This window comes from Streptomyces sp. NPDC005408 (assembly GCF_040606445.1).
GTDB lineage: Bacteria > Actinomycetota > Actinomycetes > Streptomycetales > Streptomycetaceae > Streptomyces.
Genome location: NZ_JBEXEX010000064.1, coordinates 15804 through 35434, shown reverse-complemented (window position 1 = coordinate 35434; position 19631 = coordinate 15804). Strand labels below are relative to the sequence as shown.

Below are 19631 nucleotides of genomic sequence, written 5' to 3'. Positions count from 1 at the left end.
TCGGGCAGTCGCTGTACCGCACGGGCGTGCACCTCGTCGGCCGTGAGATGCACGTGGTCGCCGTCGAGGACCTCCGCAACGACACGCCGCTGGGAGGTCATCCGCCAGCCACGCCCCCGCAGTCGCTCCAGCAGGTCACTCATATCGATTCACCTATTCAGGTTCGGTGGGATACTCGAAGTTTACCGGTGGGTGTCCGGGTTCCGATGGGATATGAGCATGGCACCCTTCTTGACTTGGATTCTGTCCATCGTAGGATCGGTTCCGGCGATAGCCAAGGGACAGGAAGACTCCAGTACGGCAGGAGACAGAGACGTGACGGGACCACCGCCGACCAACTGCGCGGTGCCGGCCTGCGCGGTGCCGGCCTGCAAGTGACGGCCGCCCGTGTCGCGCTGTTCGAGACCGTCCGGAACGGTGACCACCTCGGTGTCGAGGCGATCGCCTCCGGGGTGCGCGATCGCGTGGTCCGTATCTCCTGTCACGTCGTGTGCGAGGCCCTCCGCGCGCTCACCGCGGCAGGACCTGTACGCCGCATCGAACCGGTCGGCTGCCCATCGACGAGGCCGAGGTCATCTGCTGGGGCCTGGGCCCCGACTGTTCCACCGCCCGCAGTTCCGTAGCACCGTGATCCGCTTGGTCCGGAAGGATTCCCATGTCTGAGAACCATGACGCAATCGTTGTAGACGCGAAGACGGAGGGCGGAGGTGGCTGCCCGGTCGCGCACGGGCGCGCCCCGCACCCGACTCAGGGCGGCGGAAACCGCCAATGGTGGCCGGAGCGGCTCAACCTGAAGATCCTTGCCAAGAACCCCGCCGTGGCCAACCCTCTCGGCGAGGAGTTCGACTACGCCGAGGCGTTCAAGACTCTCGACCTCCCGGCCGTGAAGCAGGACATCGCCGAGGTGCTGACGACCTCGCAGGACTGGTGGCCGGCCGACTTCGGCAACTACGGTCCGTTCATGATCCGGATGGCGTGGCACAGCGCCGGTACCTACCGGATCAGCGACGGCCGCGGCGGCGCCGGGGCCGGCCAGCAGCGCTTCGCCCCCCTCAACAGCTGGCCGGACAACGGGAACCTCGACAAGGCCCGCCGCCTGCTGTGGCCGGTCAAGAAGAAGTACGGCCGGAGCCTCTCGTGGGCCGACCTCATGATCCTCACCGGCAACGTCGCCCTGGAGCAGATGGGCTTCGAGACCTTCGGCTTCGGCGGCGGTCGTGCGGACGTCTGGGAGCCCGACGAGGACGTCTACTGGGGTCCCGAGACCACGTGGCTCGACGACGAGCGCTACACGGGCGACCGGGAGCTGGAGAACCCCCTCGGCGCGGTCCAGATGGGCCTCATCTACGTCAACCCGGAGGGCCCGAACGGCAACCCGGACCCGATTGCCGCGGCCCGCGACATCCGTGAGACGTTCCGCCGGATGGCAATGAACGACGAGGAGACCGTCGCCCTGATCGCGGGCGGCCACACCTTCGGCAAGACCCACGGCGCGGGCCCGGCGGAGAGCGTCGGTGCCGACCCCGAGGCCGCCCCGCTCGAGGCGCAGGGTCTCGGCTGGGAGAACTCCTTCGGCACCGGCAAGGGTGGCGACGCGATCACCAGCGGTCTCGAGGGGATCTGGACGAACACCCCGATCACCTGGGACAACAGCTTCTTCGACATCCTGTTCGGCTACGAGTGGGAACTGTTCCAGAGCCCCGCCGGTGCGAACCAGTGGCGGCCGAAGGACGGCGCCGGGGCAGGCACCGTGCCCGACGCCCACGACCCGTCGAAGAGCCACGCCCCCACGATGCTGACGACCGACCTCTCGCTCCGGATCGACCCGGCATACGAGCAGATCTCCCGGCGCTTCCACGAGAACCCCGCCGAGTTCGCGGACGCCTTCGCCCGCGCGTGGTTCAAGCTGACCCACCGCGACATGGGCCCGATCGTGCGCTACCTCGGCCCGGAGGTCCCGACCGAGACGCTGCTCTGGCAGGACCCGCTCCCCGCGGTGACGCACGAGCTCGTCGGCGCCGAGGACATCGCCTCCCTCAAGGCCCAGATCCTCGCCTCGGACCTGTCCGTGTCCCAGCTCGTGTCCGCCGCGTGGGCGTCGGCCTCGTCCTTCCGCGGCAGCGACAAGCGCGGCGGCGCCAACGGCGCGCGCATCCGCCTCCAGCCGCAGAGCGGTTGGGAGGTCAACGAGCCCGACGAGCTGGCGACGGTGCTGCGCACCCTGGAGGGGATCCAGGAGTCCTTCAACGCCGCCCAGTCCGGCGGCAAGCAGGTCTCGCTCGCCGACGTGATCGTGCTCGCCGGTGCTGCCGCCGTCGAGCAGGCCGCCAAGGACGCCGGCTTCCCCGTCCAGGTCCCCTTCACGCCGGGCCGCGCCGACGCGTCGCAGGAGCAGACGGACGTGGAGTCGTTCGCCGCGCTGGAGCCGACCTCCGACGGGTTCCGCAACTACCTCGGGAAGGGCAACCGGCTGCCGGCCGAGTACCTGCTGCTCGACAAGGCGAACCTGCTGACCCTGAGCGCCCCCGAGCTGACTGTCCTCGTCGGTGGCCTCCGCGTCCTGGGCGCGAACTACCAGCAGTCGTCGCTCGGCGTCTTCACCACGACCCCCGGGTCGCTGACCAACGACTTCTTCGCCAACCTGCTCGACCTTGGCACGACGTGGAAGGCGACGTCCGAGGACCAGAACACGTTCGAGGGTCGCGACGCCGCCACGGGCGAGGTCAAGTGGACCGGCAGCCGTGCCGACCTCGTCTTCGGGTCGAACTCCGAGCTGCGCGCGCTCGCGGAGGTCTACGCGAGCGACGACGCGAAGGAGAAGTTCGTCAACGACTTCGTCGCGGCGTGGGTAAAGGTGTCGAACCTCGACCGGTTCGACCTCGTCTGACTCGTCTGATCACGACGTCCAGGTCGGCCCGCGCCGGCCGACCTGGACGTCCACGACCTGGCCCCGGCCGGCCTCACCGAACACACTCTGCCCGAGGCGCTGAGCGCGCTCGCCAACCGTGAGAGCGGCGCGGGGCTGACGGCGGTCTTCCTGCTCGCCGGCCCCCCCGGCCGGTGCCGGAGCGGGGGGTGTCGAGGCGGCACTGCTGCGCATGGCGCAGGGCGCGCCGGCCAATGTGCGCGAGCACGCCGCAGCGACGCCGCGGGCCGCGCTGACCTTGACCTGCCTGGGCGACCAGATCTCGTTGGACATCGCCGACAACGGCCGAGGCTTCGACCCGGTCGGCCCGCCGGCCCCGAAGTAGGCCCGGCGCGCGGGCACTTGCCGGCCATGCGTATCCGGACACGGCAGTTGGGCGGCCCGCTCACGTGGAACCCACGCCGCCCGGCACGTGCCTGTCTAGACCAGTGAATCGTTTGTGGCCAAAAGATGGCCTAGTCATGGACATGGCTACCGCTTACCTTCTCGGGTCATGAGTGAATCCCCCCACCCCCAGAGCGAGCCGTCCAACGGCCGCGAGAACGCATCCCGCCGCGCGGTCCTCACCGGACTCGGCGCTACCGCACTGTCGCTGGCCGCCGCAGGATTCGTAGCCCCCGAAGCCCTCGGGGCGAGCCTGCAGGACAAGCGGGCGCAGACGCCGGCGGCCGCACCACTCGAAGCCGCGTGCGTGCTTACTCCCGAACAGACGGAAGGCCCCTACTACCTGGACCTGGAGACGGTCCGCAAGAACATCACCGAGGGCAAGACCGGCGTGCCCCTCACCCTTCGCACGACGGTGATCGACACCAGAACCTGCGCCCCGATCCCGAATGTCGCCGTCGACATCTGGCACTGCGACGCGGTCGGGATCTACTCCGGCTACGTCGCCGGCGGGTCGACACCGGACACCACCTTCCTGCGCGGTGTGCAGCTGACCAACTCCAGCGGCGTCGCCGAGTTCACCACCATCTACCCCGGCTGGTACGTCGGTCGTGCCCTGCACATCCACCTCAAGACGCACGTGGGCGGCACCGTTTCCGGCGGTACGTACGAGGGCGGGCATGTCTCCCACACCGGCCAGCTGTACTTCCCCGAGAACTACAACACCCAGGTCGCCGCCCTCACCCCGTACCGGACCAACACCGCCCGCCGCACCCTCAACTCCCAGGACGGCATCTACCGCAACGGCGGATCCTCGACGCTGCTCGCCATAACCTTGGTCGGCAGCACCCTCAGTGAGGGCGTCATCGGCACCGTGGTCCTCGGTATCAATCCCACCGCGACTCCCTGACTGGGATCGCTGACCGGATCGGGTCGTTACAGCGCAGCCGCCCCAAGCGGCTGCGCTGTCTCACGGGCTTTGGCCTTCGGCTTCAGGTCGGCGCGCCGAGGCCATGTGGCGCCTGCACGTCCTCGGGCGACGAGGCACCGCCACCCTAGGCGCAGGTGGTCCGCGAAGTCGGCAGGTATTGACGGGAGTTGTCGTCCCGTCCCAGAATGACACGTCATTCCGTACGAGGGAGGGGCTGGTTGTGCCGCAGGGCGTGGTGGACAAGCGAGACGCGATACTGCGCGCGGCAGGCAAGGTCTTCGCCGAGCGCGGATACCACGCGACAGGCATCTCCGACATAGCCCGCGAACTCGGGGCCGGCCACGGCACGTTCTACCGGTACTTCAAGAACAAGGAAGACATCGCGCGCAGCGTGGTCTCCCGTGCCCTGAGGCAGGTCATGGACGCCATCGCCGACGAAGACCCCACTTCCAGCCAGTCGCTGGACCAGTACCGGGAACAGGTCCGGCGCATCGGCCACAAGCTCTTCGACCTCGTGGTGGCAGAACCGGCGCTGTGCCGCATCCTCTTCTACGACGCCATAGCGATCGACCGGGCCGAGCCGGAGCTGGCCGGCAGGGCCATGGAGGCAGCGGCTCAGTACACCGCAGCCTTCATCCACAACGGGCAGGACCGCGGTTTTCTCCGGCGTGACCTCGACGCCCATGTCGTCGGCCTCGCCGTGAACGGAATGATCCTGACGGGGGCGGTGCGGCTGCTGCACGCTCAGGACCCTCAAGCCATGCGTGACCCGTGGATCCGCACGGTGGAAGTGCTCATGTTCGACGGCCTCGGCTCTTCCTGAGCCGCAGGTCGGCAAGGACCGCTCACTCTTTTTGCCTCGAGAACGGAATGACGTGTCATTCCGGAAGGAGAGCACGATGGTCCAGGTCGATGTCTTCTGGTCGTACGGGATAGGCGCGAGCTTCGCGACAGCCGCCGCCCGTCAGCTCACGGCCCGCAACGCCCGTGCGGAGAACGGCGGTCGGTGGTCCAACCCCTACCTGATGGGTGCCGTCCTCTACTGCGCGTGCCTCTTCGCGCCGAGCGGAGCATGGCTGCTGTGGGGCTTTCCTGACTGGGAGACGATGCAGGTCGCAGACGGGCACGGGGTGCTGCCCGCGTGGCTCGTCGCGCTGTTCGCGGCGACGAATGTGAGTCAGGGCGTGCTCGGCTTCTGGATCGCCGAGCGGCTCATCGCTTCCGGCCGGGTGTACGCGGCCTTCCTGCAGGCGGGCATCGGATACGCCGGCATGTTCTTTATCCTCGTCCACGGCTGGGACGGCCGCGGGTATCAGCGGTTCTTCTCTGCCGACCGGGAGTCGTTCGCGGCCTGGCCGGGGCAACTGGGCGCGGGGGAGACGCTGTCGCGGATGGCGCACTGGCTCACCTCGCCCGTCGCGCTCACGCTGTACGGAATGGGGGTCGTGCTCGTTCCGGTCATGCTGGCGCTGATGGTCTTCTGGATCCGGTCCGGGCAGCGTGAGGCGGGCACGGCACCGGTCACGAGCCGACTGCGTATCCTCGCCGCTGTGTTGGGGGCGGTTTTCGGGGTGGCGCTCGGCACGGCCGTGACTGCCTCGGTCCTGGTGCACCTGCTGGGCTGGTGGCTCGGCGTCCCTGCTGCTGTCCTCATCGCCGCACTCTTGGTCGTACGGCGCGGAGGCGCGGCGGACCGGTTCTTCGCGATGCTCGCGCTGCCGGACCGCCACGGCGGCCGCGGACAGGGGGCAGGTCTCATTGGCGTTCGGTGAGTAGCTGGTGAGGCGGGCGCTACCGGCCGGTAGGCTGCCGGTCGCCACAGAGGGAAAGGTTACAGATGCCAAGCTGCTTACCGTCGTTGCGCTCGTTGCGCTCGTTGCCGCTCTTGCCGCTGATCATGGCCGCCGTGTTCGTGCTGTCGACCCCGCTGAGTTCGTCCTCGGCCGCGGCCCCGGTGTCGCACGCACCGCCCGGCACTGCACGGCAGGGTCATCAGTGCGGGGAGTTCCGGGTGACGGGCTCACTGCCTCCGCCTCCGGCCGGGATGGCGGTGCGGCAGGAGGTCAGCGTCGGCGATGACTGCAAGCCGGAGTTGGGCCCCGTCCGGTTCGTGCCCGCCCCGGACGGGCGTCGGCACACGGCCGCGAACAGCCATGAGCTGCGCACCTGGTCGGAGATGTACGACTGCTGCGGGATCCTGATGACCGCGTTGTACACCACCACCACCTGGGGGCACGTCGACGGCGGAGTGCGCCAGGTCAACACCACCGCGCGGTATCACTGGAACCGCGAGCCGTGGGACGCAGGCTGGTCCCTTACGGGCACGAGCCAGACCGGGGATTGCCACGCGACCTGCCCTCGTGCCCGCACCGCCGCCCACGCGGAGTTCGGCTACCGCGGAATCTTCGACCCCACGGGTGACTGGTACGCCAACACCCACGACTCCACTGTGCAGCTGAACACGGACGGCACCGCCTCATGCCGTATCGACGTGACCTTGCGGCATACCTTCATCGGCTGGCACGGGGTGCGCGGCTGCGCTTGACGGCGAGTTGTGTCGGGGCTTCTGACGCTCGGCAAGCCGCCGCCCTGCGCCTTCGGCCTCCCTGCATGCGTATGCTGAATGATGTCTCGACCGAGTGGGATTGCGTCCACACATACACGTGTTGCCGCAAGGTGAGTAGAGTCCGGAACCATCACCCCCGCTTTTGAGGAGCCATCGTGCCCGAGTCGGACACCACCACGCTGAAAACCCAGTACGCGGCCAGGGTCACCGCCGACCTGAATCAGAACACGGCCGAACAAGCACGCATCCAGGAAGAGATCGAGGCTCTGCAGGCCCAACTGGCCTCGCTTGAGCAGGACCACGAACTCCTGGTCGGGGTGCGCTCCGCCTTGGGCGGCGAGAATCCCGCACCCAAGACGGTCCCTGCAGCTCGCCGAAGCGTCATGAAGCCGGGCTCAACCGACGCCAAAAACACGACACGCACACCTTCCACCAAGAAGACCGCAGCGAAGAAGGCGGCCGCCAACAAGACCCCTGCCAACAAGACTCCCGCCACGGGCCCGGCACAGAAGGGACCCACCCTCACGGACCTCGTGCATCAGCACCTGAGCGGTCAGACCGAGCCGCGCACCGCCGCCGAGATCGCAAAGGCTCTCGCCGACGCGCACCCTGAGCGCAACATCAACGACAACCTCGTACGCACCACCACCGAAAGGCTGGTCGCTCGCAGTAAGGTCGCCCGGGCAAAGCAGGGCGCCACTGTGTTCTACACAGCTACCAAGAGCGCCGAGAACACCGCAGCGCTTGAGCCCGCCGAGGCTACGGCCTGACCCGCTCACAGCGGCCCCCAACAGGCCTGCCCGGGACAGGATGCGGATGGGGGGACAGCGCCCAACCGGCCGCCGAGCAAGCCTCGTTGGTGTGCACCGGACCGATGCGCGCCCGGACTTCAAGGGCTGGGTCCGGAACTGTCCCCGCGCCGCGACCGAGTCCGCGCCCGACTCAGGGCCGTGAGGCCGGCGGGCGGGGCAGGGAGCCGCTACGCCGCTGAAGATCAAGGATGGTCCGGCACCAAAAGGGAACGTGCTGCACAATTAGGCGTATACGGAGCGGCGCACCCCATCCGGCACCCAGTGCGCCACCCGAACGGCGCGACACGACGGTGCCGGTCAGAGGAGCTGCGTACGCATGAGCAGCGGGCCGGGCGAATCGGCCGTCCCAGCGGATGCCGACTGGCGCGACCTGCTGCGGACAACGAGGCAGGCCCGCAGGCTGGCGCGGCAGAGGCGCAGGGAGGCGCGCCATGCGATGCCATGGTGGCGCCGCATCCTCCCCACCTGGCGGATGATGCTCGGCGGTCTGCTCACCCTGCTCCTCCTGTGCATCACCGCCTTCACCGCCCTCTACCTGAGCGTCCAGGTCCCCGGCCCCAACGCGGCCGCCGTGAGCCAGAGCAACATCTACTACTACGCCGACGGCACCGAATTGGGCCGTACCGGCGCGGTCAACCGCGCATCGGTGCCCCTCTCCGAGATCTCGATCAATGTGCAGCATGCCGTCGTTGCCGCCGAGGACCGGACGTTCTACTCCAACAAAGGGGTGGACGTCCGCGGCATCCTGCGCGGAGCGTGGCGCACCGTCACCGGCAAAGGCCTGCAGGGCGGCTCGACGATCACCCAGCAGTACGTGAGGAGCTACTACCTCACCCAAGAACAGACCCTCGGCCGGAAGGTCAAGGAGGCCGTCATCGCGATCAAGGTCAATGAGACGCAGAGCAAGGAAGCCATCATGGCCGGGTATCTGAACACCAGCTACTTCGGCCGCAACGCCTACGGTGTCCAGGCCGCCGCGAAGGCGTACTACGGCGTCCGCGCGTCACAGTTGAACGTCCAGCAAAGCGCCTACCTCGCGGCCCTGCTCAAGGCTCCCAGCGTGTACGACGTCTCCACAGCGACCGCGGCGAACAGGGCCGCGGCCGTCGCGCGCTGGAACTACGTCCTGGACGGCATGGTCGAGCTTGGCTATCTCAGCAGCGGCGAGCGCGCCAAGACAGCCTTCCCCACGCCGCAGGCACCCCGTCCCACCCCCGGGGTCAGCGGCCAGGCCGGGTACCTCATCGACATCGCCCGCCGCTACCTCGTCGACAACAAGATCATCGACGACGCGACGCTCGCCTCGGGTGGCTGGAGCATAACCACCACCTTCGTGAAGAAGAACCAGGACGCCATGGTCGCGGCGGTGAAGAAGCAACTGCGGCGGCTGCCGGACACCCAGAAGGCCAAGGCCATCCGCGTCGGCGCCGCGTCCGTGGACCCCTCCACCGGAAAGATCCTCGCTGCCTACGGCGGGCCGGACTACGCCGACCAGCCCTACAACGACGCCATCCGCCACGACCTCCAGGCCGGCTCCACGTTCAAGCCGTTCGACCTTGCCGCCGCGTTGCAGCACCGCGCCACCACCCAGGACGGGCACACCATCACGCCCGGCACCCGCTACGACGGCACCAGCCGCCGCTGCGTCCAGGGCCTGCCCCGAGGTCTGCGCTACTGCCCGCCCAACGAGGACGATCGTGACTACGGCCGGATCAGTCTGCGCAGCGCGATGATGAAGTCCGTGAACGCGGTGTACGCGCAGGTGGGCGCCGACGCCGGTCTGGCCGATGTCCGAAGGGCCGCCATCGCCGCGGGCCTCCCCTCCGACACGCCCGACATGAGCGCCAACGCGGCCCTGGCCCTCGGCGTGGCCGCCCCCAGCCCACTCGACATGGCTGAGGCGTACGCGACGTTCGACAACCACGGCCGGCACATCGCCGCGTGGTCGGTCCAGAGGATCATCCGGAACAACACGTCGTACGACCTTCCCGGCCACGAGGACATCCGGGCATTCTCCCGGGCCACCGCCGACCAGGTCACCTCGGTCCTGAAGAGCGTCGTCAGCGCGGAGGGCACCGGCTACCTGGCCACCCGCCTGGGCCGGCCCGCTGCAGGCAAGACCGGCACCACGGACAGCAACCTCTCCGCATGGTTCGTCGGTTACACCCCGCAGTTGACCACCTCGGTGGCCATGTTCGCCGAGGATCCCAAGACCCATACGCGGATCTCCCTCGGCACCGCCGCGAGCATCAGCCGCGTCAACGGCGGTTCATACCCGACCCGGATCTGGACCGCCTACATGGCTGCGGCCTTGAAGGACCAGCAGGCGAAGGACTTCCAGCTGGTGGCGGCGGCCAAGACCGACAGCCCCACCACCGAGCCTGCCCCGACGCCCACGTCGACCGCGCCGCCCACGTCGACCGCGACCGAGACGCCGACTTCCACGCCTTCGCCGGGTCCGAGTACGCCGACGGTGGTTCCGTCGACGCCTTCGCCGGGTCCGAGTACACCGACCGTCGTTCCGTCGACGCCTTCGCCGGGTCCGAGTACGCCAACGGTCGTTCCGTCGACGCCTTCGCCAGGGCCCACGGAACAGCCCGGCGAGACGAGCACCAGCCCCTCGTCCGAGATACCTGGCCCCGTCGAAACGGGCTCTCCACAGGGGTAACCGACGCAAGTCAGGAGGTCCGCGAGATTTGTTGGTTGGGACGCAACAGGTGCTGATCCGCCCGGGTGACGTCACCCGGACTCCGTAACCGGACATGCGCGCGACTGGTCCTGGGCATTGACTGGTGCGGCAGCCGACCGGAGGGAACGTCATGGCAGGGACGCGGGCTCGGGGGCTGGCCGGAGCGGCGCTGACTACCGCCGTCCTCCTCGCCGCGACGGGATGCTCGGACACCGGCTCGAACCCCTCGGACACCGTTTCCAAGGCTGCGTCGGCGATCGGCTCGGTGGGCTCGGACGTCACGGCCGCCGCCTCGTCCCTGGCCTCGGAGGCATCCGCTCTGGCCTCGAGTGCCGCGTCGGCGGTGGCGTCCGCGACTGCCGAGGCACAGCGGAAGCTCGACGAGGTCAAAGGCGGCGTAGACGCCAAGGCCGCCGCGACCCTTGGCGCCCCGACCACGGACGACGACGGACGGACCACCGTCAAGGTCACGGTGAAGAACACCACCGACGCGGCGAAGTCCTTCGCGGTGCAGGTCAACTTCACCGACAAGGACGGCAACCTGCAGGACGTGGCCGTCGTCACCGTGTCCGACGTCGCGGCCGGGAAGTCCAAGGACGCCGTCGCGCGCAGTACCCACAAGCTGTCGGGCGAGATCACCACGAAGGTGGCAGCGGCCCTGCGGTACTGAAACCGGCAAGCATTCGGGCGGGCTCCCTGATGGCGCGGAAGGTTGGTCGCCCACGGGGCGCCCGCTGTGCGGCGTTGTGCGAGGCGATCGGTGGGGGCAGCCGGATACAGGGCCCAGGGGTGCGACCATCGCCGTCCTCACACTTATCGCTTGTCGATAGTATCGATAAACGATATGTTGGTCCTGTGGTCGGCACTCCGTCGACGGCTGCCCCGGCCATTGCTGCGTGCGGGCCCCTCACACACAACATGAGTCGAGAACCCGTGATCAGCATCGCCGACGAGAGCAGCACCAAGAAGCCGCGCGCCTTTGCGAGCTCCGGCCTGGTCCTCCTGCTGGCCGGCGCCATGTGGTTGCTGGGGGTGCTCGCGGCCGTCGGCGGCGTCGCGTACGCCGTCAACGGGGCGACGCAGGCGAAGGCGTACGTCACCGTGCCAGTCCAGGCGCGCGCTCCGGCCGGGCTGAGCGTGCCGACGACGGCCCGCGGCGACTCAGCTTCCCAAGTCCCCCTCCGCCCTGACGCGGGCAACAAGATACGGCTCGACATCTCCGGGACTGAGCGGAGCAACTGGCTCCAGGTGGGAACGGACTCGCTGACCCTGCGCTCGTTCGACTCCACCTTCGCCGAGCAGCTGCTGAGCCGGGCGGACGTCGCCGTGCTCGGCCTCAGCATCGGCGCGGGCGCCCTGCTGCTGCGCAGACTGTTGCTCTCCATTGCCGAGGGCGAGCCGTTCCGACCAGGTAACGCGGCGCGGGTCGCCGGGATCGCCGGTCTCACCGCCGGTGGGTCTCTCGCCGCGGCGTTCAGCCCCGCCCTCGGGGCCGGTCTGGTCCTCGAACGGCTCGGACTGGACGGCGCCGGCAGCCCGGTGACCACGACCTTCTCGCTGCCCGTCGTCCCGCTGCTGGTCGCCCTGCTGCTGCTCGCTCTGGCCGAGACGTTCCGCCGGGGTACGGAACTGGCCCAGGACGTCGACGGGTTGGTCTGAACATGTCGGTAGCCTCAGACCAGCACCGCATCGCCTGCAACCTCGACCGGCTGCTCGCCGAACGAGGCGTGACGCTGACCGAGTTGGCGGAGAGGGTCGGCGTGACCGTGGTGAACCTGTCGGTACTGAAGAACGGCCGCGCCAAAGCGGTGCGATTCTCCACCCTGACAGCGATCTGCGATGCACTGGATTGCAGCCCCGGCGACATCCTCACCATCGCCCCGGGGGACCGACCACGGGATGAGGAGGCTGATACGGCCCCGTAGTCTGCCGGGCGGCAATCCCGGTTACGGGAGCCCCGGTGTACGGGGCGGCTGGTCCGCCGTCCTCGGGGCGTGCGCCTCGGCGGAGTGCCGCCGTTGTCAGCCCGCACCGTCCACGTCCTTGGAGAGGGGAACCTGTCCGGTGTTGGCGACATGCCGGGCCGCGACCCAGGCGTGCTCGTCCCTGAGCAGGTACCAGATGCTGTTGCCGTCGATGTCCTGGGCATGGACCTTGCTCCGCAGGCCGACCTCTGCGTCCCTGCTGAGGTTTCCGGTGATGGGAGAGTCGGTGCTGGGATACTTGCGCAGGTTGACGCCGATCGAGCTGACGACGGTGCCGAAGGGCTGCTGTGGACTGGGCATCTCTTCCTCCAGGTAGGAGCCGGGCGCGGCTGTGATGGCCTTGCCGAAATGCGGGCCTTTGGCCGCAGACTAGAGCTTTTGTCCGTAGATGAGCCGGAGGCTTGCGGCGTGCGTTGCTGGCGGCGATCCATCTTCGGCCCTGGATTTGTTCGGCGAACAACGGTGACGGCGGCCGGGTGGGCCGGTTACCGTACCCGTCAGTAACCGACCGCAGTCCAGGAGGCAACGACCCATGCCGCAGCTCGCTCTCGACGGCGCCACGCTGACGTATGACGACGAGGGCCCCCGTGACGGTGACGGCGTGCCGCTGGTGTTCATCCATGGCTGGACGGCGAACCGGCACCGCTGGGACCACCAGGTGGCGCACTTCGCCCCGAAGCGCCGGGTCATACGGTTCGACCTGCGTGGGCACGGAGAGAGCAGCGGGGCAGGAGTGCGGACGATCGAGGAGCTGGCGAGGGACGTCCTCGCCCTCCTCGACCACCTGGAGGTCGAGCGGTTCGCCCTCGTGGGCCACTCGATGGGCGGGATGATCTCGCAGACCCTCGCCCTCGCCCACCCCGAGCGGGTGGAGCGCATGGTGCTGGTGAACTCCATCAGCCGGATGACCTACAGCCGGGGGCGCGGCCTGCTGATGGCGGCATCGACGCTCGTCCCCTTCAAACTGTTCGTCGCCACCAACATCCAGCGGGCATTCGCCCCCGGATACCCGCGCGAGGAGATCCGCGAGTACGTCAAGGCCTCTGCGGACACCCCGCGAGAGGTCGTCATGACGCTTTACCGTGCCATGCGGGCCTTCGACGTCCTCGACCGGGTGGGCGAGATCCGCACGCCCACCCTGCTGATCCACGGCTACCACGACATCCAGCTGCCCGTCGCGCAGATGCTGCGCATGGCGAAGGCCTACCCGGACGCGCTGGTGCGGATCGTGGACGCCGGCCACGAACTGCCGGTGGAGAAGCCGGCGGAACTGACCGCGGCGCTCGACGGGTTCGTGACCGGCCGAGCATGAGGCGGTGGGCGGCCGGGTGATGGTTCGGTTTTCACACGGTGTTGGGCTCAGTGAACGGAGAACCCGCCGTCGACGAAGATCGCCTGCCCGGTGACGTAGCCGGAGGCGCGGCCGGCCAGGAACACCGCCGCTCCGGCGAAGTCCTCGGCCAGGCCGTTGCGCCCGACCATCGTGCGCGCGGCCAGCGCCGCCACCTTCTCCGGGTCGGAGGACAATCGCGTATTGAGCGGGGTCATGACGAAGCCGGGCACCAGCGTGTTGCAGGTGACGCCGTGTGGCGACCACGCCTCAGCCTGAGAGCGGGCCAGCGACTCCAGCGCCCCCTTGGAGACCCCGTAGGCGCCGCTGTGGACGAACGCGCGGTGCGCCTGCTGGGAGGTGATGTGGATGATCCGCCCGAAGCCCCGCTCGGCCATGCCGGGCCCGAACCGCTGGCCCAACAAGTAGGGCGCCTCCAGGTTCACCGCCATCGTGGCGTCCCACACCTCCTCGCCCAGCTCGCCCATCGGTGGGCGCAGGTTGATCCCGGCGCTGTTGACGAGAATGTCGGGCTCGCCGAACACCTCGGCTGCCTGATCCGCCGCCGCGCGCACCCCGTCGCGGGTGCTCAGGTCGGCGCTCACCCAGGCCGCCCGGCAGCCGTCCGCCGCCAGCTCGTCGACCGCGGCGGCCAGTTCCGACTCCTTACGCGCCACGATCACCACGCTCGCCCCCGCTCGCGCGAGAGCCCCGGCGATTGCTCGGCCGATGCCGGAACTGCCGCCCGTCACCACGGCGACCCGGCCATCCAGCGAGAACAGTTCGGAGAGGTAGCTATGCGAGGTCATGCTCGCACCCTAGATGGCGGGTCCACGGCGACAGTGCCCGGGGCCGAACGCATTGGGTGGGGAGTCTCCTCAACGAGACCGGCGGTGCAGGGAGCCGATTCGCCACCGGCGACACGGAAAGCAATGCCACACGTGGCACCACCGACAACTCGCGAGCGTCGAATACGCGAGCCCATCAGTAACGACTCCACATTCGGCCTCCCGGATCGCACGATCGGGTGATGTCAGAGCTGGGCAGAACCACCGACGAAGGGCCGTCGTCTCATCGCCCATGACGCAAGACATGGGGACCAGTCCCGCCCTGGTCCGAATTGAGATCACAGCGGCCGACCTGGCCACAGCAGCGGAAGCCGCCGAGAAGATCGCTGGCCTGTGGTTGTCGACTCCCTCGCCGCCGCGCGGCGTCCCAGGCGAGGATGGTGTTCACGTGCAAGTACACGCAGACACCTCCCGTGGGCCCAGCGAGGGAGGCCAGTGACCGTTGGGTGCCCACGCCGCCCAACTCGGCGGTATCCGCACGCTGGGGCAATGAAATTGGGACGAATGGCGCTGGCGCGGGGGCCGGCAGCAGCCAGCTCGTTCTATCGGCGATCATTCACTTATGACACTCGTCGAGACCCTGGCTCGTGTGGATGCGGACCTTGCCGCGGGGCGGGTCCCCTTGGCGCGGCAGCGTCTGCGGGGCCTGGTGTCTTCCTTTCCTCAGGACTTGACGCTGCGGCGCCGCCTGGCCGAGGTCTACCGGCTGTACGGAGAGCCTGCGGAAGCCGGGCGGTGGATGTATCTCGAAGCGGATCGGGACCCTGCGGAGACTTCCGCGTTCGAGGAGCGGTTTTCCACGCCGCTGCGGCGGATGCGGGCGTTGGCCTGGCGCGATCCTGAGTCCCTCGCCGGTACCGCTTTCGCAGCGGAACAGCTGGCGGCCGTACGCAAAGCCAGTTCGGACTATGTGAGCCGACCCGTCAACTGGGCCGCGATCCCCCTCGGCCTCGACGACGATCCGGAGGACGAGGGCAGCTCGTTCACCGATCTTCTCGTCGGTGTTGGTGTGGTTCTGATGGTGCTGGGGTTCGTCGCCATCTGGGCGGTCGGCTTCATCGCTTTCGTCCGTTGGCTCTGGCAATAGCAAAGGGGCGGCGCCAGATGCCCGGGTGTCGCCGGCCCCAATTGGAGTCCCGTCCAGGCCCGCACGCTTCCAGGGGGTGCACGGCCATTCGGCCCAACTCGTGGGATGGCCGGACATAGTGCGGGGAGCAGGCGAGTCGAGCAGCGCAATATCGCCCCGCCTCGATGGCGTGAGGGGAACCGGACGCGGGCGGATCAAGTTCATGGGGTATGGCTGTCATCCACAAAACCACTATGACGCCCGGCAAGCTGGAGCTCCTTGGGGTCTGGCTTCCCGCGCAACCGTGGTACATCGGCACGGCGCGTGAGCCGGAACTGACCAAGGCCGGCGGCTTCCGGCTCGATGACCCGCAAGGCGAGGTGGGAATCGAGTTCATGGTGGTCACGGACAGGTCGGGCGACCGGCCGCTCTCGTACCACGTACCGCTCACTTACCGGGGGGCGCCACTCGACGGAGCCGATCAGGCGCTCATCGGCACGTCCGAGCACGGGGTACTGGGACGGCGGTGGGTGTACGACGGGACCCGCGACCCAGTGCTCGTCGCTCAACTGCTCGCTCTCCTTCAGGGCCGCGCCGAGCCGCAGGCTCAGAGTGCGACCAACACCCCCGACCCCACTGTCACCAATTACTTCAGGGGAGCGGGCTTCTCGGCCGTGGTCGCGTCGGCGGACGTCACGGACGGGCAGCACGGCACCGACATCGGGGTGGAAACCACGGCCGATGCCGACCCGCAACACGAGTCGGCGGGGCGGCCTTTGATCATCAGAGTGACGCGCGTCCTCATGCCGGACCAGCAGCCCCCCGGCACCGATACGGCCGGGGCCCGGGGATACGTCACCGCCGGCTGGCGCCTGCCGGACGGCGACGAGGGCCGCGGCCCGTTCGTTGTCCTGTACGACGCGGCGCGCTGACGAGGCGGCAGTGCTGGTCGCAGTCCCCAACAAAGGCCTGTGATCAGCACTTTCGCAACGTGCCCTGGGTGGGACCTGGGGTTGCTGGCGTGGCCCTCGCGGGCATGACGGCGCAGAGCGGCCCAGGCCGTTTCGTTCGGATAACAGAGCCCGACCACATCAATGCCGCGCCGCGGGTTGAGGCTGGTATTGCACCGCTCGTCGCTGTTGGGCTGCTGGTAGGTCTCGCGGTCAGGCACGTGTGCGGCTCTCCCACGTGCGATGCCGCAGGGAGGGGCCGGTGATGACCGATGAGTTTCTCCGTGATCCGCAGTCAGAGAAGAGTTCCTCCCTGAGGCATTCGACATCAAGGGCCGGGAGCAGAAGGAAGCCGCCGCGATGATGATGGGCCGGACCAGCTACCAGGCGTTCAGCCCGGTGTGGCCGGACATGGAGGACTTCGCCGACTACAAGGTGATGCCCAAGTACGTCGTCGCCACCACCCTCACCGAGGACGACCTGGTGGCGAACTGGGGCGTGACCACGATCCTGCGCTCGCTCGACGAGGTCGCCGCGCTGAAGGAGACCGAGGGCGGCCCGATCATCGTGCACGGCAGCGCCTCCCTGAACCAGGCCCTCTCGGACGCCGGCCTGATCGACCGCTACCACCTGCTTGTCTTCCCGCTCCTGCTCGGCGCGGGCAAGCGTCTGTTCAGCGCCACGGACAAGGACACCCAGAAGCTGAAGCTCGTCGAGCACGAGGTCTACGCAAATGGCCTGCAGAAGAACGTCTTCGACGTCGTACGCTGACAAGGCTCCCGCACGCGCCTTGCCGTCGCGCCCTCTGACGTCGCACTCGCCGCAAGGACCTGCTCTGCGGACGTCGGATCACCGCGCTGACCAGAGATAGATGCCCGCGATGTGGAGCCCGGCCAGGTAGATAGTGATCTCTGCCATCATGCGGCCGTGATCGAATATGAATCGTCGGACCGCCGCTCGCTGTTTCGCCGCCCCGGGGAGGGGGAGTTGATAGCCGTGGCGGGGGTCGAGCACTTCTTCCGGCTGACCGCTGAGCACACCGAAGGCCGGTTCGCTTTCGAGGAGTTCACGCTGGGCCCGGGGGATCGTGGGTGCCCGTCCGCATGTCCACCACGGACACGACGAGTACTTCTACGTTCTGGAGGGGGAGTTGACCCTCCACAACGGGGACGGTGAGGTGACTGCCGGTCCCGGAAGCCTGCTGGCCGCGGTGCGCGGCACGCCACACGGCTTCCGCAATGCCGGCACACAGACCGCGCGAGCCCTGTGCCTCTACACTCCTGCCGGATACGAGGGGTATTTCCGTGAGGTGCACGCCGCGGTGGCCGCAGGCGCCGAGGTGAGCGACGAACTGCTGGCGGAGTTCCGCGGACGCTACCGGACGACCTCCGCGAGCTGAGTGTGTGCTTCACGGCCCGGTCTCGGACGGTGGCTCGGCGACCCCCTTCGGACCGCTCGGGCGGGTCCGGTCCAGGCCGGCCCGAGCGGTTCAGCGGGCGTACTACGGCTTTGTGAGCGTGTGCCTGGTGTTGGCGCGCAGCCGGTCCCGGACCAGGGAGATCGCCACGACCAGTGCCGCGACCAGTGCGGAGAGGATGACCTGGTCACGTCCCGCGGCGTCGGTGAGCATGTAGACCAGGACGAAGGAGATCATCGCGATGGTCGCCCAGGTCAGGTACGGGAAGAGCCACATCCGTACGACGAGCTTGTCCGGCGATTCACGCAGCAGGATGGGGCGCATCTTCAGCTGGGTGAAGCAGATGACCAGCCAGACGAACAGCGCAACCGCACCGGAGGAGTTGAGCAGGAACAGGAACACCGTGTCGGGCCACTGGTAGTTGAAGAAGACGGCGGCGAAGCCGAAGACCACCGATCCCAGGATGGCGGCCTGCGGCACGCCGCGGCTGTTGGTACGGGCGAATGCTGCGGGCGCGTCGCCCCGCCGGCCGAGTGAGAAGGCCATACGGGAGGCGGTGTACAGGCCGGAGTTGAGGCAGGACAGCACGGCGGTGAGGACGATGACGTTCATGATCTGGCCGGCGTGCGGGATGCCGATCGCGTCGAGCGCCGCGACGTACGAGCCCTTCTCCTTGATTGCCGGGTCGTCCCACCTGAGCAGTGAGACCACGACCAGGATCGAGCCGAGGTAGAAGACACCGATCCGCCAGATCACGCTGTTGGTGGCCCGGGTGACGGCGCGTCGCGGGTCCTCGGACTCACCGGCGGCGAGGGTGACGATCTCGCTGCCCATGAAGGAGAAGACGACCATCAGGATGCCGGTGAGGATCGCCCCGGGGCCGTTGGGCAGGAACCCGCCGTGGCCGGTCAGATGGGTCAGGCCCACAGCTTCGTGGCCGGAGCCGGGCAGTATGCCGAACACCGCCAGAGCGCCGATGACGATGAAGCCGGCGATGGCAACGACCTTGATCCCGGCGAACCAGAACTCGAACTCGCCGTACGACGACACCGAGGCGAGGTTGGTCGCCGTGAGGACCACCATGACGATCAGGGCCCAGCCCCACTGCGGGACCGCCGGAACCCAGCTTTCGAGGATCTTCGCGCCGGCGGTGGCTTCGACGGCCAGGACCACGACCCAGAAGAACCAGTAGAGCCAGCCGATGGAGAACCCTGCCCAGCGGCCGAGCGCCCGGTCCGCGTAGGCGGAGAACGAGCCGGAGGTGGGGCGGGCCGCGGCCATCTCGCCCAGCATCCGCATGACGAAGACGACCATCGCGCCCACCAGGGCGTACGACAGCAGGATGCCGGGGCCGGCGGCCGCGATCCCGGAGGCGGAACCGACGAACAGTCCGGCGCCGATCACACCGCCGATCGCGATCATCGACAGATGGCGGTTCTTGAGCCCGGCACTCAGGCCGTCCGCGGTTGGCGTCTGCCCGTTCTCACGGGGTGGCGAGGCCACGTGGGTGTTGGTGGGGTGCGCGCTCATGCTCAGTCCTTACAGAGGAAGGAATCGGGGCAAAACCGGCCTGCGGGGTCGTGCACATGCCGAGCACGGGTGGGACGACGATGTGGACGACCACGCGGGAGGCCAGAAGGCTGGGCCGATCGGCTGGGGCAGGTCTGCCTGTTGGCGGCCTGCTCGCCGTTGCCGGTGCCCACGTGTCGGGTGAGGACGGCCGCCCG

General features: G+C 68.5%; 19 protein-coding genes and 3 pseudogenes. 18 read left to right on the top strand and 4 right to left on the bottom strand.

Features of this window, described 5'->3' with window-relative positions:
• Positions 1-143: pseudogene (locus ABZS64_RS34755) on the bottom strand (transcriptional repressor); the annotation flags it as partial.
• Positions 144-338: 195 nt separating this feature from the next.
• On the opposite strand from ABZS64_RS34755, the pseudogene ABZS64_RS34750 reads away from it, so the two are divergent.
• From ABZS64_RS34750 to ABZS64_RS34695, 12 genes and pseudogenes are all read left to right on the top strand, one after another.
• Positions 339-631 (top strand): annotated as a pseudogene (locus tag ABZS64_RS34750) (hypothetical protein).
• Between the two features lie 24 nt (positions 632-655).
• Positions 656-2887, top strand: a complete 2232-nt coding sequence (gene katG, locus ABZS64_RS34745) for a catalase/peroxidase HPI (RefSeq protein WP_355838284.1) — start codon at positions 656-658, stop codon at positions 2885-2887.
• A 211-nt stretch (positions 2888-3098) separates the two neighbouring features.
• Positions 3099-3251 carry a hypothetical protein gene (locus ABZS64_RS34740; protein ID WP_355838282.1) on the top strand — a complete coding sequence of 51 codons (153 nt, stop codon included), beginning with the start codon at positions 3099-3101 and terminating at the stop codon, positions 3249-3251.
• A gap of 168 nt (positions 3252-3419) precedes the next feature.
• The gene (locus tag ABZS64_RS34735) at positions 3420-4220 is read left to right on the top strand and encodes an intradiol ring-cleavage dioxygenase (protein WP_355838280.1); all 801 of its coding nucleotides are present in this window, start codon (positions 3420-3422) and stop codon (positions 4218-4220) included.
• A 241-nt stretch (positions 4221-4461) separates the two neighbouring features.
• Positions 4462-5064 carry a TetR/AcrR family transcriptional regulator gene (locus ABZS64_RS34730; protein WP_355838278.1) on the top strand — a complete coding sequence of 201 codons (603 nt, stop codon included), beginning with the start codon at positions 4462-4464 and terminating at the stop codon, positions 5062-5064.
• 76 nt (positions 5065-5140) lie between these two features.
• Positions 5141-6013 carry a hypothetical protein gene (locus ABZS64_RS34725; protein WP_355838276.1) on the top strand — a complete coding sequence of 291 codons (873 nt, stop codon included), beginning with the start codon at positions 5141-5143 and terminating at the stop codon, positions 6011-6013.
• A 134-nt stretch (positions 6014-6147) separates the two neighbouring features.
• The gene (locus tag ABZS64_RS34720; RefSeq protein ID WP_355838274.1) at positions 6148-6786 is read left to right on the top strand and encodes a hypothetical protein; all 639 of its coding nucleotides are present in this window, start codon (positions 6148-6150) and stop codon (positions 6784-6786) included.
• A 176-nt stretch (positions 6787-6962) separates the two neighbouring features.
• Positions 6963-7577, top strand: coding sequence for a hypothetical protein (locus ABZS64_RS34715; RefSeq protein ID WP_355838272.1), 615 nt, complete (start codon positions 6963-6965; stop codon positions 7575-7577).
• A 358-nt stretch (positions 7578-7935) separates the two neighbouring features.
• On the top strand, positions 7936-10287 hold the full coding sequence (locus ABZS64_RS34710; protein WP_355838270.1) for a transglycosylase domain-containing protein: 2352 nt from the start codon (positions 7936-7938) through the stop codon (positions 10285-10287).
• A 151-nt stretch (positions 10288-10438) separates the two neighbouring features.
• A complete protein-coding gene (locus tag ABZS64_RS34705; RefSeq protein ID WP_355838268.1) occupies positions 10439-10978 on the top strand; it encodes an FxLYD domain-containing protein in 540 nt (179 codons plus the stop codon).
• A gap of 248 nt (positions 10979-11226) precedes the next feature.
• On the top strand, positions 11227-11967 hold the full coding sequence (locus ABZS64_RS34700) for a DUF2975 domain-containing protein (RefSeq protein WP_355838266.1): 741 nt from the start codon (positions 11227-11229) through the stop codon (positions 11965-11967).
• 2 nt (positions 11968-11969) lie between these two features.
• Positions 11970-12233, top strand: a complete 264-nt coding sequence (locus ABZS64_RS34695; protein WP_355838264.1) for a helix-turn-helix transcriptional regulator — start codon at positions 11970-11972, stop codon at positions 12231-12233.
• 96 nt (positions 12234-12329) lie between these two features.
• On the opposite strand, the gene ABZS64_RS34690 is transcribed toward ABZS64_RS34695, so the two are convergent.
• Positions 12330-12593: an SH3 domain-containing protein gene (locus ABZS64_RS34690; protein WP_355838262.1), complete on the bottom strand. Its 264-nt coding sequence runs from the start codon at positions 12591-12593 to the stop codon at positions 12330-12332.
• A 232-nt stretch (positions 12594-12825) separates the two neighbouring features.
• On the opposite strand from ABZS64_RS34690, the gene ABZS64_RS34685 reads away from it, so the two are divergent.
• Positions 12826-13605, top strand: a complete 780-nt coding sequence (locus ABZS64_RS34685; protein WP_355838260.1) for an alpha/beta fold hydrolase — start codon at positions 12826-12828, stop codon at positions 13603-13605.
• A 47-nt stretch (positions 13606-13652) separates the two neighbouring features.
• Here the strand turns inward: ABZS64_RS34685 and ABZS64_RS34680 are convergent, their stop codons facing one another.
• Positions 13653-14432 carry an SDR family oxidoreductase gene (locus ABZS64_RS34680; protein ID WP_355838258.1) on the bottom strand — a complete coding sequence of 260 codons (780 nt, stop codon included), beginning with the start codon at positions 14430-14432 and terminating at the stop codon, positions 13653-13655.
• Between the two features lie 13 nt (positions 14433-14445).
• On the opposite strand from ABZS64_RS34680, the gene ABZS64_RS34675 reads away from it, so the two are divergent.
• The 5 genes and pseudogenes from ABZS64_RS34675 to ABZS64_RS34655 all read left to right on the top strand — a co-directional run bounded on the left by ABZS64_RS34675 (position 14446) and on the right by ABZS64_RS34655 (position 17886).
• On the top strand, positions 14446-14910 hold the full coding sequence (locus tag ABZS64_RS34675) for a DUF6207 family protein (protein WP_355838256.1): 465 nt from the start codon (positions 14446-14448) through the stop codon (positions 14908-14910).
• A 123-nt stretch (positions 14911-15033) separates the two neighbouring features.
• The gene (locus ABZS64_RS34670; RefSeq protein ID WP_355838254.1) at positions 15034-15558 is read left to right on the top strand and encodes a DUF6584 family protein; all 525 of its coding nucleotides are present in this window, start codon (positions 15034-15036) and stop codon (positions 15556-15558) included.
• 209 nt (positions 15559-15767) lie between these two features.
• Positions 15768-16469: a 1,4-alpha-glucan branching protein gene (locus ABZS64_RS34665; RefSeq protein WP_355838252.1), complete on the top strand. Its 702-nt coding sequence runs from the start codon at positions 15768-15770 to the stop codon at positions 16467-16469.
• A gap of 321 nt (positions 16470-16790) precedes the next feature.
• Positions 16791-17258, top strand: a pseudogene (locus ABZS64_RS34660) (dihydrofolate reductase family protein); the annotation flags it as partial.
• A 316-nt stretch (positions 17259-17574) separates the two neighbouring features.
• Positions 17575-17886 (top strand): cupin domain-containing protein, encoded by a 312-nt coding sequence (locus tag ABZS64_RS34655; protein ID WP_355838250.1) that lies wholly within the window; start codon positions 17575-17577, stop codon positions 17884-17886.
• Positions 17887-17988: 102 nt separating this feature from the next.
• Here ABZS64_RS34655 and ABZS64_RS34650 read toward each other — a convergent pair whose 3' ends face one another.
• Positions 17989-19434 carry an amino acid permease gene (locus ABZS64_RS34650; RefSeq protein WP_355838248.1) on the bottom strand — a complete coding sequence of 482 codons (1446 nt, stop codon included), beginning with the start codon at positions 19432-19434 and terminating at the stop codon, positions 17989-17991.
• Between the last annotated feature and the right edge of the window lie 197 nt (positions 19435-19631).

Excerpts from the sequence above, each read along its gene's own strand:
- ABZS64_RS34685 (WP_355838260.1), top strand. The coding sequence starts at position 12,826 with ATGCCGCAGCTCGCTCTCGACGGCGCCACGCTGACGTATGACGACGAG.
- ABZS64_RS34705 (WP_355838268.1), top strand. The coding sequence starts at position 10,439 with ATGGCAGGGACGCGGGCTCGGGGGCTGGCCGGAGCGGCGCTGACTACC.
- ABZS64_RS34675 (WP_355838256.1), top strand. The coding sequence starts at position 14,446 with ATGGCGGGTCCACGGCGACAGTGCCCGGGGCCGAACGCATTGGGTGGG.
- ABZS64_RS34700 (WP_355838266.1), top strand. The coding sequence starts at position 11,227 with ATGAGTCGAGAACCCGTGATCAGCATCGCCGACGAGAGCAGCACCAAG.
- katG (WP_355838284.1), top strand. The coding sequence starts at position 656 with ATGTCTGAGAACCATGACGCAATCGTTGTAGACGCGAAGACGGAGGGC.
- ABZS64_RS34650 (WP_355838248.1), bottom strand. The coding sequence starts at position 19,434 with ATGAGCGCGCACCCCACCAACACCCACGTGGCCTCGCCACCCCGTGAG.
- ABZS64_RS34690 (WP_355838262.1), bottom strand. The coding sequence starts at position 12,593 with ATGCCCAGTCCACAGCAGCCCTTCGGCACCGTCGTCAGCTCGATCGGC.
- ABZS64_RS34740 (WP_355838282.1), top strand. The coding sequence starts at position 3,099 with ATGGCGCAGGGCGCGCCGGCCAATGTGCGCGAGCACGCCGCAGCGACG.
- ABZS64_RS34670 (WP_355838254.1), top strand. The coding sequence starts at position 15,034 with ATGACACTCGTCGAGACCCTGGCTCGTGTGGATGCGGACCTTGCCGCG.
- ABZS64_RS34725 (WP_355838276.1), top strand. The coding sequence starts at position 5,141 with ATGGTCCAGGTCGATGTCTTCTGGTCGTACGGGATAGGCGCGAGCTTC.
- ABZS64_RS34710 (WP_355838270.1), top strand. The coding sequence starts at position 7,936 with ATGAGCAGCGGGCCGGGCGAATCGGCCGTCCCAGCGGATGCCGACTGG.
- ABZS64_RS34665 (WP_355838252.1), top strand. The coding sequence starts at position 15,768 with ATGGCTGTCATCCACAAAACCACTATGACGCCCGGCAAGCTGGAGCTC.
- ABZS64_RS34735 (WP_355838280.1), top strand. The coding sequence starts at position 3,420 with ATGAGTGAATCCCCCCACCCCCAGAGCGAGCCGTCCAACGGCCGCGAG.
- ABZS64_RS34695 (WP_355838264.1), top strand. The coding sequence starts at position 11,970 with ATGTCGGTAGCCTCAGACCAGCACCGCATCGCCTGCAACCTCGACCGG.
- ABZS64_RS34680 (WP_355838258.1), bottom strand. The coding sequence starts at position 14,432 with ATGACCTCGCATAGCTACCTCTCCGAACTGTTCTCGCTGGATGGCCGG.